Annotated in this window: 10 protein-coding genes; 9 read left to right on the top strand and 1 reads right to left on the bottom strand. The window is 40.7% G+C overall.

Features of this window, described 5'->3' with window-relative positions:
- Positions 1 to 16 precede the first annotated feature (16 nt).
- The 6 genes from rbsK (at position 17) to A7D14_RS10800 (ending at position 7,137) form a co-directional block, all read left to right on the top strand.
- Entirely contained in the window at positions 17 to 955 is a 939-nt protein-coding gene (gene rbsK / locus A7D14_RS10770) for a ribokinase (protein WP_067034103.1), read from the top strand.
- A 63-nt stretch (positions 956 to 1,018) separates the two neighbouring features.
- A complete protein-coding gene (locus tag A7D14_RS10775) occupies positions 1,019 to 2,023 on the top strand; it encodes a GRP family sugar transporter (protein ID WP_067034107.1) in 1,005 nt (334 codons plus the stop codon).
- Between the two features lie 421 nt (positions 2,024 to 2,444).
- Entirely contained in the window at positions 2,445 to 3,932 is a 1,488-nt protein-coding gene (locus tag A7D14_RS10785; RefSeq protein WP_067034113.1) for a xylulokinase, read from the top strand.
- A complete protein-coding gene (gene xylA, locus A7D14_RS10790; RefSeq protein WP_067034131.1) occupies positions 3,932 to 5,257 on the top strand; it encodes a xylose isomerase in 1,326 nt (441 codons plus the stop codon). The genes A7D14_RS10785 and xylA overlap by 1 nt, the downstream gene beginning before the upstream one ends.
- Before the next feature lie 169 nt (positions 5,258 to 5,426).
- Positions 5,427 to 6,467: a LacI family DNA-binding transcriptional regulator gene (locus A7D14_RS10795; protein ID WP_067034116.1), complete on the top strand. Its 1,041-nt coding sequence runs from the start codon at positions 5,427 to 5,429 to the stop codon at positions 6,465 to 6,467.
- Between the two features lie 292 nt (positions 6,468 to 6,759).
- Positions 6,760 to 7,137 (top strand): DUF4945 domain-containing protein, encoded by a 378-nt coding sequence (locus A7D14_RS10800; protein ID WP_067034119.1) that lies wholly within the window; start codon positions 6,760 to 6,762, stop codon positions 7,135 to 7,137.
- Positions 7,138 to 7,541: 404 nt separating this feature from the next.
- Here the strand turns inward: A7D14_RS10800 and A7D14_RS10810 are convergent, their stop codons facing one another.
- The gene (locus A7D14_RS10810) at positions 7,542 to 11,495 is read right to left on the bottom strand and encodes a two-component regulator propeller domain-containing protein (RefSeq protein ID WP_313790843.1); all 3,954 of its coding nucleotides are present in this window, start codon (positions 11,493 to 11,495) and stop codon (positions 7,542 to 7,544) included.
- 271 nt (positions 11,496 to 11,766) lie between these two features.
- Between A7D14_RS10810 and A7D14_RS10815 the strand changes: the two genes are divergently transcribed.
- The 3 genes from A7D14_RS10815 to A7D14_RS20425 all read left to right on the top strand — a co-directional run bounded on the left by A7D14_RS10815 (position 11,767) and on the right by A7D14_RS20425 (position 14,583).
- A complete protein-coding gene (locus tag A7D14_RS10815; protein WP_067034134.1) occupies positions 11,767 to 13,575 on the top strand; it encodes a glycoside hydrolase family 2 protein in 1,809 nt (602 codons plus the stop codon).
- A 97-nt stretch (positions 13,576 to 13,672) separates the two neighbouring features.
- Positions 13,673 to 14,161: a family 43 glycosylhydrolase gene (locus A7D14_RS20420; RefSeq protein WP_255307438.1), complete on the top strand. Its 489-nt coding sequence runs from the start codon at positions 13,673 to 13,675 to the stop codon at positions 14,159 to 14,161.
- Positions 14,149 to 14,583 (top strand): family 43 glycosylhydrolase, encoded by a 435-nt coding sequence (locus tag A7D14_RS20425; protein ID WP_255307439.1) that lies wholly within the window; start codon positions 14,149 to 14,151, stop codon positions 14,581 to 14,583. The genes A7D14_RS20420 and A7D14_RS20425 overlap by 13 nt, the downstream gene beginning before the upstream one ends.
- Positions 14,584 to 15,114 lie beyond the last annotated feature (531 nt).

Here is a 15,114-nt window from a genome sequence, read left to right on the forward strand (position 1 = left end):
TTTTAAGCTTGATTTTATGAGTAAAATAATAGTGATTGGAAGTTCAAATACCGATTTGATCGCTACAATGAAAAGGTTTCCTATGGCAGGGGAGACCCTCCAAGGCCGATCCTTTTTACAGGCCATGGGGGGTAAAGGGGGAAACCAGGCCATGTCAGCACATAAATTAGGAGGTGATGTACAGTTCATTTCTTGCCTTGGAACGGATGAAAATGGTCGGAATACCTTAACGTATTATACACGGGAACAGTTGGATGTTTCAAAGGTTCTTCTAGTAGAAAACGCAGCTTCGGGAACCGCTATGATATGGGTCGATGACAATGGGGAGAATAGCATCGTTATAAATCCTGGCGCAAATATGATGTTGTCCCCAGAATATGTTTGTGGGTTGGAAACGGAAATCGCAAATGCGGCCATGGTAGTTGTACAACTTGAAATCCCTTATGAAACTGTCCAAAAAATATGTGGGATTGCCGTTAAAAACAAAACCAAGATATTGCTCAATGCCGCACCTGCCGGAAAAATTGATAGGGAGACTTTAAAAAGGGTTGATTACCTGGTAGTAAATGAAACCGAGGCAGAGATTATTTCCGGAGTCAGTTTGGAAACATTCGGCCAAGAAGAGGTTCTGGATAAGTTATTGGCCATGGGGGCAAAAGCCGTAATGCTTACGTTGGGGGAAAAAGGGTGTCTTTTCAAAACGAGACAAACCATGCTGTATTCTCCCGCCTTTGTAGTTGATGCGAAGGACACTACTGCTGCCGGTGATGTTTTTTGTGGTGCATTGGCGGTTGAATTGTGCAGGGAAACCGATTGGGAAACAGCGTTGACCTTTGCCAGTGCTGCATCGGCTCTCTGTGTAACCCGCATCGGAGCGCAGCCCTCAATTCCAACTGAGGAGGAAGTAAGGGATTTTTTGAGAAAAAAAGGGAGGCCCAATGATCTTGTTCGATGAAAAGATGGGAACTGGCGTGTATCTTAAGGAAAAGAACAGTTTAAGCAACAATAAAAAAACAACATGTATATCGTAGACAATTATGCCTTGGCCATTATCTTTTGTGTGATTACCATGCTCTGTTGGGGTTCTTGGGGCAATACCCAGAAACTTTCGAGCAAAAAATGGGCTTTTCAACTATTTTACTGGGATTATTCATTGGGAATACTACTGATTACGTTACTAATTGCACTTACTATGGGCTCTTTTGGTGATCAAGGAAGAAGTTTTCTTGTCGATTTGAGCCAAGCTGGGGGGAAATTTATCTTTTTTGCCCTGATCGGTGGCATTATATTCAATTTTGCCAATATACTCTTGGTCATAGCCATTGACATTTCTGGCATGGCAGTTGCTTTTCCCATAGGTATTGGCCTTGCTTTGGTGCTGGGAGTGATAACGAACTATATTTACAACCCTGCAGGCAACCCTGTGTTGCTTTTCTCAGGTGTTTTATTTGTGACCATTGCCATTGTTTTGGATGCAATGGCCTACAGGCAGATTCTCAAAAAGGACTCAAAGCGGGCAAAAAAAGGCATTTATATTTCCATTTTGGCCGGAATAGCCATGGGATTCTTTTATAAATATGTGGCACAATCCATGGCCTCTGATTTTATTTCACCGGAGAAGGGCAAACTTACCCCATACACTGCATTGGTGATTTTTTCGGTCGGTATTTTATTGTCAAATTTTGTGTTCAACTCATTAAATATGTACAGACCGATAACTGGCATACGGGCGACCTATGGGGATTATTTTATGAAGGGGTCACCCAAATTGCATCTCATTGGCATTCTAGGAGGGTGCATCTGGGGCCTTGGAATGTCTTTCAGTATCATTGCTTCTGAACAAGCAGGCCCGGCAATTTCATATGGGCTGGGGCAAGGCGCAACCATGGTTGCAGCTTTTTGGGGGATTATTATTTGGAAAGAACTCAAAGATCTCCCCAAGTCACGTAACTGGTTGATATACCTTATGTTTTTGTTTTTCTTGACTGGGCTTGGTCTTATAATATATTCCAAGAACGGTTGATTGTCGTCTGATCCGATTTTTTGATGTTCTTGATGAAAAAAGAAGGGATTGAATGGAGGTGAAAAATGGTATGGGCCCCAATAATGATACTACGGAACTGTTGAGACAACCGGCGGAAACACCCATTGGCCAATCCATTAAATCAACCAGATGGACCAATTGCTGGGAGGTACAGTGTTGGTCGTTTGGAAAAGTGTTGGTTATATCAGTATTAACAAAGGGGGCATTGGGGGTCAATTTGAATACTCGAAATTGTGAATACCCTTTCGGGATTGTACAATAGTAGGAATAATTGCCGTAAATCATGAAAAGATGCCTGGCTAGTGGACTGCCTGGATCTAAGTATGGTAAACTAATTTTAAAAACTTGATCAGAAGGTTCATTTTTTACATTTAACCAACTGACAAACATTGCCAATCGAATGTATTATTTAGGTATTGATTTAGGAAGTTCATCCATAAAACTTGCCCTGGTCGAAAGAGAAACGGGAAAAAAAGTGATTGTGGTCCAAGAGCCAGAGGGCGAGATGCCAATGATGGCCCCCAGAAAGGGTTGGGCAGAGCAGCGACCCCAACTGTGGTGGGAACTTTTCTGTACCGGAACCAAAAAAATCATTGAAAAGCAGGGTGTTTCCCCATCAGAAATAGTCGGATTGGGCATCGCATATCAAATGCATGGGCTCGTACTTATCGATAAAAATGGAGAGACATTGGGAAATTCGATCATATGGTGTGATAGTAGGGCCGTAGCCATTGGCGACGAAGCTTATGAAACTGTAGGGAGGGATACGTGTGAATCCAGATTGTTGAATTCCCCAGGTAATTTTACCGCATCAAAATTAGGTTGGGTAAAAAGAAACCAACCAAAGGTTTTTGGTCAGATCTATAAATTTCTGTTGCCCGGGGATTATATCGCTTTTCGATTGAGCGGAATCGCAAGCACTACAATCCCGGGTCTTTCTGAAGGCATTTTCTGGGATTTTCACAACAATTGTGTTTCTAGGGAAATCATGGATTTTTATGGAATCCCACATGATACGGTACCGGAGATAGTTGAAACTTTTGGGGTACAGGGAAAGGTCTCCGCCAAAGGGGCGGAGGAAAGTGGTCTTGTTGAGGGCATCCCCATTTTGTACCGAGCTGGCGACCAGCCCAACAATGCGCTGTCCCTCAATGTGTTTGAGCCCGGTGAGTTGGCTGCCTCAGGGGGGACATCTGGAGTGGTCTACGCCGTGGTGGACAATCTGTCGGCAAAAGAATGTTCAAGGATAAACAATTTTGCACATGTCAATTATAAAAAGGATCATCGGATAAGAATAGGGAAACTGTTGTGCATCAATGGAGCGGGAATTCAATATAGGTGGCTTTTGGACAACCTAAAAGTATCTTCTTATGAAGAAATGAACAGCTTGGCATCAGAGGTGGAGGTAGGTTCAGATGGCCTTTGTACACTTCCTTTTGGAAATGGTTGTGAGCGTATGTTGAACAACCGGGATCTGGGTACCAGAATTTTGAACCTTGACCTTAATAGACACACCAAAGGTCATCTTTGTAGGTCGGTTCTGGAGGGAATTGCTTTTTCCTTTGTTTATGGAATGGAAATTATGGGATCCGATGGAGTGCAACCTAAAGTATTGCGAGCAGGAAACGACAATCTTTTCAAGGCGGAGATATTTGCAGATACCATTGCGACCCTTATCCAAGGGAAAATCGAAATATACAATACTACAGGGGCGGTCGGTGCTGCTAGGGCATGTGCCATCCATGAAACAGGGTACGGGGACTTCACATCCATTATGGAAAACGACCTGGTAATGACCCACGAATACCAAACCGATCAAGGGGCATACCTTAAGGCCTTTGAAAAGTGGAAAAAAGAATTGGAACTAATTATAAAAGCAAAAAAATAATGGTGCATTTAGGCAACAAGGAGTATTTTAAGGGAATTGGGGAGATTAAGTTCGAAGGCAAGGAGTCAGACAATCCATTGGCATTTAAGTTCTATGACCCAGATAGGGTCGTAGCGGGTAAATCAATGAGGGAACATTTTAAGTTTGCCATGGCTTATTGGCATACACTGTGTGGAACGGGAGGTGATCCATTTGGTCCCGGGACCAAGCGGTTCCAATGGTCAACTTCCAGTGACCCGATAAAAGCAGCTGAGGATAAAGCAGATGCGGCCTTTGAATTTATTACCAAAATGGGTTTCGATTATTATTGCTTCCATGATTTTGATTTGGTGGACGAGGGAGATACATTGGCGGAATCCGAAAGAAGATTATCCATAATAGTGGATTATCTAAAAGAGAAGCAAAATTCATCAGGTGTAAAATTGCTTTGGGGAACTGCCAATTGTTTTTCCAACCCACGTTATATGAACGGAGCGGCTTCCAATCCCAATTTTGACGTTTTGGCCCATGCTGGTGCACAAGTAAAGTTGGCAATTGATGCCACCATTGCACTGGGAGGCGAAAATTATGTTTTTTGGGGAGGAAGGGAAGGATACATGTCCCTGTTGAATACCGATATGAAACTCGAACAGGATAACATTGGACGTTTTTTAAACATGGCTAGGGATTATGCAAGAAGTGAGGGGTTCGTCGGCAGCTTTTTAGTGGAGCCCAAACCCATGGAACCTACCAAGCACCAATATGATTTTGATGCGGCCACAAGCATTAATTCCATTAGGGACTATGGACTGGAGAATGATTTTAAACTGAACATAGAGGTGAACCATGCAACCTTGGCGCAGCACACCTTTCAACACGAATTGCAGGTGGCCGCCAATGCCGGAATGCTGGGAAGTATAGATGCCAATAGGGGAGATTATCAAAACGGATGGGACACCGACCAATTTCCAAACAATGCATTGGAGGTCACCGAAGCAATGTTGGTGTTTCTTAAATCAGGGGGCCTGCAGGGAGGAGGAATCAACTTTGATGCAAAAACCCGAAGAAACAGTACGGACATGGACGATATTTTCCATGCCCACATCGGAGGTGCAGATACTTTTGCCAGGGCATTATTGGCAGCCAGTGCAATATTGGAAGAATACAATTACGAAGATTTGTTGAACAAAAGATATGCGTCCTATGATACTGGCAAAGGTGCTGAGTTCATTGATGGAAAGCTGGATTTCACCGATCTCTATCAATATGCCTTAAAACATGGAGAACCAGAACAACTCAGTGGTAAACAAGAACTGTTTGAAAATATTGTAAACCGTTTTGTATAAGTAATAAAGGAATGGTCTCAGAAGATAGGCCTATATCAATGTTTAGATTGCTCGATCATTTAAGTGGTCTTACTGAACTTTTATGGAAAACTTGGATATTGATTTCCGAATTTTCATTTGATTTTTAAAATAATTTGTGTTTTAAGAATGATATTTTGATACCAACCCAATGACAAAGTTGACCGTTAAAGCCATTGCTTCCCATTTTAATGTGTCCGTTTCAACGGTATCAAAGGCTATCCATGACAGTCATGAGATTAGTGATGAACTTAAAAGGAACATTAGGGAATATGCTAAATTGAACAATTATAAACCCAACAGGGTGGCCCTAAACCTTTTTAATAGGAATACAAAAACCATAGGTGTTGTTATTCCGAACATCTTAAACTATTTTTTTGTTCAAGTACTCTATGGTATTGAAAAAATAGCAGATCAAAGGGGATATAGTATTATTATTTGTAGTACAAACGAATCCATCGAAAAAGAAATAAAGGTTTTGGATTTTTTATCCTCTGGAACTGTGGATGGGGTTATAATTTCCACTGTGTTGGGTGAAACAGGTCTGACAGACAGCAATGAACATTTCAGCGCCTTATTGGATCGTCAAATCCCAATGGTCATGTTTGATAGGGTTATTGAATTTATAAAATGTGATAAGGTAATGGTGGATGATTTTGAAGCCGGTTATTTAGCTACAAAATACTTCTTGGGTACAGGATGCAAGATAGTGGCAATAATAAACCCGCTAGGGAATTCTTACATCGGTAGATTAAGGATTGAGGGGTATAAAAAGGCATTATGTGAGAATGGGATAGGTCCAAATGACAAGTTGATCGTTACCATCAGTTATCAGGACGACCTTGAACTGACAATTCATTCATTATTGGATTTCGATAAAATTGACGGAATTTTGATTTTTGATGAACTGACCCTGGTGAAGATAATGGACATTGTCCAGTCCAAAGGATATCAAATCCCCAAAGACATTTCTTTCATAGGTTTTACCAATGGGGAGTTATCCAAGTATGTGACTCCTTCCGCCACTACGGTCAGCCAACATGGAAAGTTTATTGGGGAAAGTTCCGCAGATAAACTGATAGACCGGATTGAGGAAGAGTGCGATACCTGTAATTTTGAGACCAGAATCATTAAAACGAGCCTTATTGCAAGGGAATCCACCTTAAAACCGAAAGAGTATGGAAAAGCTTGATTTCAAAATTAATAGTAACATGGCCCATTTTATGGGACAGGTCTATCCCGGACTTAGATTGTTATGATTGCCACTTGTTTGGATAGGAACAGAAGTTCTTTAAAAACATGAAGTAGGCTAAAATGTATGGTATACAGAATACGTAAATCAGTGACAGTAATCCCTGGATGGAGGTGGCCTACTTTACCAAAGGACGGGATGAATCTCTGCCCATTCCGCAGGCGCAGATGAACTAGTCTCAAGGTGTGTATGTTCAAAATACAGGCTATTAACCTAAAAAGACACATAAGTTATGAAAACTAGTATCAAATTTTCACTTTTAGCGGTCTGCATTTTGCTTGCCGCTTGTTACAACGATAATATCATAGCCTTCAAACCTGGTGAACCCATTAATGGCAACGAGATTAGCTTTACTTGGGGTCTTCCAACTTCATATCCAGAAGGAATGATAAGACCCGTTTTGGTGCAGATCGTTGTTGCCGTGGATGGCATACAGGAGGGTGGAACTATTATTTTACCGGACAATCCGTCAAGTTTTACCAACACCGTATATGATTCAGACAAGGCATATAGGTTCATCCTAAAAGTAGTTGCCAACATGGATGTTCAAGAGGCCGAACCCTATGTTTCTGATATCTGGTATTCAGAGGGTACGACAATAGGAATTTAGAATTTCAAGAAGCGTTTGGATTTAGATCCATTTGAGTTAGTTGTTAGTTTTAAAGGCCAATTCCGGTGATTGAAAAAAACAAGAGGGATTGGCCTTTTTTATTTGTAAAGACATTCTATAACAATTGAAACACTTGTGGAAATAGCCAAAAAATTATTGATGTGTATAATTGGTTTTGGTGATTTAGAAATTATTTTTCAAATTCAATCTCCCCAAAGTGAACCAATCTTTATTTTAATGACATCTTATGAGGTGATCAATCTTATCAAATGCCGACAAGGCTATCCATCACTTTGGTTCGATTTGCAACTGGTTTGGGGTCTTATCACTATTGACACGACAACTCTAAATAATCACTTTTAGATTGAGTAAAAGATACCTTTTTGCTTTCGAAGTGGAATAATTTATGACTTTCCTTGCATGTATTCCGAAGGGGTCATTTCAAATTGTTTTTGAAAATTTCGTCCGAAACTTGTTGCGGAATTGTATCCAACGATTTCAGCAACCTCAAAAATACGATACTTTCCTGTTTTTAGAAGTTCGGCCGATCTCTTTAAGCGAGTAATGTTTATAAGCTCGTTGGGGCTTAGGTTGGAGATGTCCTTTATCTTTCGATATAAGGTAGAACGGCTCATGCTCATAATCTCCGCCAAAACTTCTACATTAAGCTCATGGTCAGCCATATTTTCATATATGACCTGATCCAACTTCTTGATGAAATTTTCATCGGTCTTTGTATTGGCAATACTTCTAATATGGGCCAGTGGTGAACTCGTGTAGTGTTCTAGGATATGTTTGCGGTTTTCTAGCAAGTTGGCAATGTGCACCTTTAGATGTCGCATGGAGAAAGGTTTTTCCATATAGGCATCGGCACCAGATTCAAGCCCTTCCATCTTTGCGGCCATTGCACTTTTTGAAGTGAGCAAGATTACCGGAATATGACTTGTTTCCAGATTGGTCTTTAAGTTTTTGCAAAGCGTAAAACCGTCCATGCCGGGCATCATGACATCACTGATGATAAGGTGAATGTTTTCCACCTCCAAGATTTGAAGGGCAATGGCACCATTTGAAGCCTTAAAAACAGTGTACTCCTCTTTCAATTCCTTGGCAATAAAATCCAGTAATTCCTCACTGTCTTCCACCAATAAAATGCTTGTTTTTCCAAACACTTTCTGGTTTTCCTCAGGTTCATCATTTTGAAATCTTTGATCCATTCTTTTGGGCCAGAGCACAAATTCCTTTTCTTGACGGATAGGCAATACCAACACAAAGCAGTTTTTGGTTCCGTTACTGGCATCCAGTGTCAAGCTTCCTTGGTGCATTTCTGTGAGTGATCTTGCCAAAGCAAGCCCAATTCCAGTTCCAGACTGATTCTCGACCCCGGATACCCTATAGAAAGGTTCAAAAATAGTTTCCTTTAAATGTGTTGGAATCAAATTCCCATCATTGGCAATGGTCAATATCAAACCCTCTGAGCTGGTCTTTAGGTGCACGTTTACATTCGTATCGGCATATTTTATAGCATTCCCAAAGAGATTGCTCAAGATTTTCCGAAGTGCCTCTGCATCCACATAGGCATAGACATCAATGTTGCTTGTGTTCAATTTAAAATCGATTTCCCGCTCCTCAATGGCTTCACTAAAGCGTTCCAAAGTCTTTTTTACCAACTCTGTAATATTGGTCTCCACAAACGTAAGGTTTACCCGTTCGGTTTCGGTCTTTCTAAAATCCAACAACTGGTTCACGAGGTCCAACAAGCGGTTTGTGTTTTTTTCAATGATGATCAAGTTTTCGGATACGCCAGATAGTTCCTTGGCTTTGTTGAGCACTTTTTCCAGTGGACTTTTTATCAATGTCAACGGGGTACGTATTTCATGTGAAATATTGGTGAAGAACTCAATTTTGGCCTCGTACAGTTCTTTTTCCTTTTTATAGTTTAATTGACGAATTCGCTGGATATTTTTAATCTTATTCCGTTGGTGATATAGTCTAAATCCAAGTATGGCTAAGGTTGCAATCAAAAATGTATAAAGGGCGTAGGCCAAGTTGCTTTTCCAGAATATGGGAAAAACTTTTACTTGCAAAGCCTTGGATTCTTTACTCCAGGTGCCATCATAGTTTATGGATTTAACCTTGAACACATAATTTCCTGCCGGAATTTCGGTAAAAGACACATTGTGGCTCTTTTTAAGACTGATCCAATCGTCATTCAACCCTTCCATCCTGTACCAGTATTCCGTGGTCTCGGGAGCAGCGTAGCCCAGAGCTGCAAAACCAATACTAAAAGAGGCCTGATTGGGTTTTAAATTGATTTTATCGGCCCATATCAAGGATTCTTGCAAAGGAGAATCCTCAGCGGATACGTTAACCTCTGTGTTGTTTATTTGTAGGCTTGTTAGGTAAATGGGAGATTGTTCGGAATTCTCCTTAAAGCTTGAAGGATTAAAGCTTACCAATCCCGCAACACTTCCAAAGTAAAGGGTGCCATTATTGTCTTTATAAGCTGAATTATAATTGAACTGATCGCTCAACAAACCATTTGCTTTGGTATAAATCCGTTTTTCTTCGGTGTCTGGGTTGAATTCGACCAAGCCTTTAGAGGTACTGATCCATAACCAATCATCGACCTCAATTATAGAATAGAAAACATTACTCGGGAATCCATCTCCAACCGTATAGGTTTTAAAGTCGGTTGTTTCTTCTCGATAAAGGTTGAGCCCATACTCTGTGGTGATCCAAATACGGTTACTGCTATCTTGAAAAATTCCATTGACATTGTTGCCGCTAATGCTGTTCCGATCATTTGTGCTATGTCTGTATACTCTTTTCTTTTTGGTTTTCGGATTAAAAGTAAACAGGCCATCCCAATAGGTGCCTGCCCAAAGCACGCCATCTTTATCCCTCATCACAGCTGTAAAGTGCGTGTCTTCAGAAAAAGCATCAATTGTTGTAAAGGTATCAGTTTCATAGTCGTAGGTTTGAATTCCTGAGTCTGTTACCACAAATAGGTTTTCAAATTCGTCCTCGTATAGGCTGAAAATGAAATCACTTGATAGGCCATGCCCATCACCTCGCCCGTAATGTTTTATCACTTTTCCGGTAGTGATGTCCATAATGTCCAGCCCATGCTGAAAAGTCCCCACCCATAGTTTGTTTCCTTTGGGAAAAAGAGCATGTATATTATAGTAAGAAAGTGTTTGGTCCGATTCTGAAGGCGCATAATTTGTAAAAAGCCCTGTTCTTGGGTTGTATTTATTTAGCCCAGCATCTTCGGTTCCAATCCAAAGATTCCCCATGCGGTCTTTTATGATTTCCCGCACCGCATTTCCGCTGATAGAGTTTTCTCCGGGTATCGGGAAAAACTTATTGAACTGTGTATATTGTTTGGGATAATAGTTGATTCCCCCGAAATAACTTCCTATCCATACACCGTCCTCATTATCAACAGTAACACAGTAAAGGGCATTATCGGAAAGGGCGTAAGGATCATTAATGCTCTTTTTTAGATTGATGAATGTCCCATTTTCAATGGTATAAATAAAAAGCCCAGATTCTGTTGCAACCCAAAGCTCATCTTCATTTTTTACCGAGATACCACGTACATACAATTGATCTTCATTATCATATAAAAGTTTGGTCACGTTTTGGTTTGAAGTATTAAAAGAAAGTAGGCCGTGACTTTGGGTCCCCACCAATAAAATAGTACTATCCAGTGCTTCTATTTTACTTATCCGTATTGAAGTGACACCTGATTCACTTAGGGCTATATCGTAGCTTTTGAAACTCTTTGACTTGCTATCATACAAATGCAGCGAATTATCATGGGCAGCCCAGATATTTCCATCAGCACCTCTGGTGATATCTTCTACATGAAAGTATTTTTCGGCATCATAACGGGTGGATTTCTGGGTCTCTACTTCATACTTGACCAAAGATTGCCCAGATACAAACCAAAGATTCCCCTGATCGTCATGGTCTATATCTAGAATAGGAAGACCCATTGAGGCATCAATGGCCTCAAAGCTTTCATTACGTTCATCGTAGCTGAACAACCCACTATCTGTGCCTACCCATAATTTGCCCTTGTATTCATGTAGACATTCAATAAAATTACTGCCCAAACTTTTTGGATTGTTGGCATCGTATTGAAAAACCTTGAAAGAATACCCATCAAAACGGTTAAGGCCATCCTTGGTCCCAAACCATAAAAAGCCACGCTCATCTTGTAAAGAGCTGAGAACGGTATTATGGGAAAGACCATCTTCCGCCTTGTAATTCTTGAAATAAAATTCCTGGCCAGTTGCCCAATAAAATGAGCAAAGGAATATCCAAAAACCTAACCAAATATCCTTCATCATAGGCCTCATTGCTGTATTACAATATTATGGATTTAGAGAACAACAAAGCGTGTCATCTCGCTTCAAATTGTTGCATAAACCCAGTTAAAAGTCTGGAAAATTTGGTTTTTGAACGGATTGTAAGATATTTTGAAACAAATTATCGTGCCCATCACCACAGAAATATGGTACTTGGAATGCTGTATGGATTCCTTTGAGTTTTATAATCAATTCAGTGGAGCAGCGACACTATTTCCAATACAAAGTAAAAATGACCCTAATAGCATTAAACATGAGAAACACAATTACGATACTCTTTACTGTTTTGTTGAGTTTTCAGCTCTCCGCACAATGGAAACCTGCGGGTAGCAAAATCAAAACAGAATGGGCCGAAAAAATTAACCCTAACAATGTACTGTCAGAATACCCTCGCCCGATTATGGAGCGGGCCGATTGGAAAAATTTGAATGGGCTTTGGGACTATGCCATTCAACCTAAAGGGGCATCCCAACCCACCCGATATGATGGAAAGATTTTGGTGCCTTTTGCAGTTGAGAGTAGCCTGTCTGGGGTCATGAAGGAAGTAGGGGCGTCCAAGGAGGTATGGTACAGCACCTCTTTTACGGTTCCCTCGGCATGGAGCGGTAAAAATATTGTACTCCATTTTGGTGCAGTGGACTGGAGAACCGATATATGGATCAACGATGTAAAGATTGGTTCCCACGAAGGAGGATACACGCCTTTCTCTTTTGATATCACCCCATTTTTGGGCAATAGGGAACAAAATCTAGTGGTTAAAGTTTGGGACCCAACCAACGATGGGCCCCAACCCAGGGGCAAACAGGTGAAGGAACCCGAAGGTATTTGGTATACCCCAGTGACGGGTATTTGGCAAACAGTATGGTTGGAGCCAGTGGCTCAAAAAAGTATTGACCGTATTAAAAGTGTACCCGATATAGATAATGGTACCGTAAAAATTGAGACAGATATTGTTGGTGGTACTTATGGTGATATCGTTGAAATAAGCATTTCTGATGGTAACAAGAAGATAGCAACGGCTAAATCATCTTTTGGGGAATCCTTGGTAATCAACGTGCCAAATGCTAAGCTTTGGTCCCCAGAATCACCTTTTTTGTATGACTTTACCGCAAAATTGATCAGTGATGGAAAGGTTGTGGATGAGGTAAAAAGTTATTTTGGGATGCGGAAGATTTCCATGCAGAAAGATCAGTACGGCGTTGTCCGAATGAAGCTCAACAATAAAGATTACTTTCAATTTGGTCCGTTGGACCAAGGTTGGTGGCCCGATGGACTTTATACCGCTCCAACGGATGAGGCCCTTAAATATGATATTGTAAAGACAAAGGAATTAGGATTCAATATGATACGTAAACATGTGAAGGTAGAGCCAGCGCGTTGGTACACCCACTGCGATCGTTTGGGAATATTGGTCTGGCAAGATATGCCAAACGGGGACAAAAGCCCCCAATGGCAGAACCGCAACTATTTTGATGGTACTGAATTTAAAAGAAGTACCCGCTCTGAAGCGATTTATAGAAAGGAATGGAAAGGTATTATGGACTATTTGTATTCTCATCCTAGCATTGTAGTGTGGGTTGCTTTCAATGAAGCTTGGGGTCAGTTTAAAACAGAGGAAATCACAGAGTGGACAAAGGCGCATGATCCAAGTCGACTTGTAAATTCGGCAAGTGGAGGGAACTTTTACCGTACCGGGGATATTGTGGATCTTCATAACTATCCGGGACCAAAAATGTATCTTTATGATGCTGAACGAACCAATGTCTTGGGAGAATATGGCGGAATTGGGCTGCCTTTGCAAGGGCATCTTTGGAAACCCGATAATAACTGGGGCTATATAAAGTTCAAAAACTCCAAGGAGACCACCGATGAATACATTAAATATGCCAAGGAATTGAAAAATATGGTAATAAGAGGTTTCTCGGCGGCCGTGTATACCCAAACCACAGACGTAGAGGGAGAGGTCAACGGTTTTATGACCTATGACCGTAAGGTTGATAAGATGGATTTTTCAGCTGTAAAGAAAATCAATCTGGAAATAATCAATGCAATACATGAATAAAGGAGTGAGGAAGTGTATAGCTGTGCTAGCGCTGTTGACAACAACGACAGTTTGTGCTCAATCAGAAAATTCGCCAATAACACAAAACCATAACCCTTTGTTCGATGGTTGGTACGCCGACCCTGAGGGCGCTGTTTTTGGGGATACCTACTGGGTTTTTCCAACGTTTTCTGATGATTTTGAAAAACAGCTTCATTTTGATGCCTTTTCCTCCAAAGATTTGGTGAACTGGAAAAAGCATGAACGTATTTTGGATACGACCCAAATTAAATGGCTGAGACAGGCATTATGGGCACCTTCCATTATTGAAAAAAACGATGAATACTATCTTTTTTTTGGCGCCAATGATATTCAGCGACCAGGTAGGGATTCTTATGATCCCGATAATGATATCAACCATTATGGAGGCATAGGGGTCGCTGTGGCTCAAAGTCCTGCAGGACCATACAAAGACTATTTAGGCAAGCCATTGATATCCGATTTTTATAATGATGCCCAGCCCATAGACCAATTTGTTTTTCAAGACACTGATGGTACGTACTATTTTTTTATGGCGGATGGAGCCATTGCAATTTGGGAAAACTAAACGGTGATTTCACTGGGTTCATTCCTTGGGAAGATGGAACCCTGTTCAAAGAAATCACACCTGAAAGCTATGTAGAGGGACCATTTATGTTTTTGAGAAACGGGATTTACTATTTTATGTGGTCCGAAGGCAATTGGGGGGACGGGAGTTATAAAGTTGCCTACTCCATGTCCGACAAGGCTACCGGGCCCTACAAACGCATAGGAACAGTCTTGGAGACCCAAGAAGGTGATATTGCCACAGGGGCCGGACATCATTCAGTGATTAAAAAACCAAGTATAGATGAATACATCATGGTGTATCATAGACGTCCCATTCCCAATATGGATCGCGACCACCGAGTGGTTTGCATGGATAAAATGGAGTTCAATTCCGATGGAACCATAAAACCGGTAAAGATCACTCATAAGGGTGTAAAGTAACTTCAAGGTTAAGGTTAAAACTTACTCATTCCCACAACACAATCTTACGGATAAATCTTTTTAATCCACTCTACACCAAATCTGTAAACCAATTCCCTTTACTGTTCAGAAAGCTACGTTTTCCATGCAATTACTTTCCGATTCACTAAACGTTCCAAACAGACTAACATCTTTTGAACAAGACTTTTGAACAAGAAGTGGAACTCTTAGCAAATAGGGTGAGAAACACGGAAATCGTTCAAAAAAACAAGTCAAAGCTAGTTTTATCCAAAGGTGGACTTATTTGAACACTTCACACTGCCAAAGTTTAAAAAAAATTAATGTTTTAAATATTAAAACACTAAAAAACAAATAGTTAATCACTGTCTTTGTGTGGCTTTTTTGTTTTTATCCGGTACAACAATTTGTCTCAACACTCGATAAAATATTTCAAAAAGGCCGATTCCTTAACAGTTTCTTAAAGTTTGAACGATTTGTATGATAGATTGGAACAGATCTATAGGTATTGTCATAATCTAAATTATTTGATTT

This window comes from Allomuricauda sp. CP2A, assembly GCF_001683915.1.
Classification (GTDB): domain Bacteria; phylum Bacteroidota; class Bacteroidia; order Flavobacteriales; family Flavobacteriaceae; genus Flagellimonas.

Excerpts from the sequence above, each read along its gene's own strand:
- rbsK (WP_067034103.1), top strand. The coding sequence starts at position 17 with ATGAGTAAAATAATAGTGATTGGAAGTTCAAATACCGATTTGATCGCT.
- A7D14_RS10775 (WP_067034107.1), top strand. The coding sequence starts at position 1,019 with ATGTATATCGTAGACAATTATGCCTTGGCCATTATCTTTTGTGTGATT.
- A7D14_RS10785 (WP_067034113.1), top strand. The coding sequence starts at position 2,445 with ATGTATTATTTAGGTATTGATTTAGGAAGTTCATCCATAAAACTTGCC.
- xylA (WP_067034131.1), top strand. The coding sequence starts at position 3,932 with ATGGTGCATTTAGGCAACAAGGAGTATTTTAAGGGAATTGGGGAGATT.
- A7D14_RS10795 (WP_067034116.1), top strand. The coding sequence starts at position 5,427 with ATGACAAAGTTGACCGTTAAAGCCATTGCTTCCCATTTTAATGTGTCC.
- A7D14_RS10800 (WP_067034119.1), top strand. The coding sequence starts at position 6,760 with ATGAAAACTAGTATCAAATTTTCACTTTTAGCGGTCTGCATTTTGCTT.
- A7D14_RS10810 (WP_313790843.1), bottom strand. The coding sequence starts at position 11,495 with ATGATGAAGGATATTTGGTTAGGTTTTTGGATATTCCTTTGCTCATTT.
- A7D14_RS10815 (WP_067034134.1), top strand. The coding sequence starts at position 11,767 with ATGAGAAACACAATTACGATACTCTTTACTGTTTTGTTGAGTTTTCAG.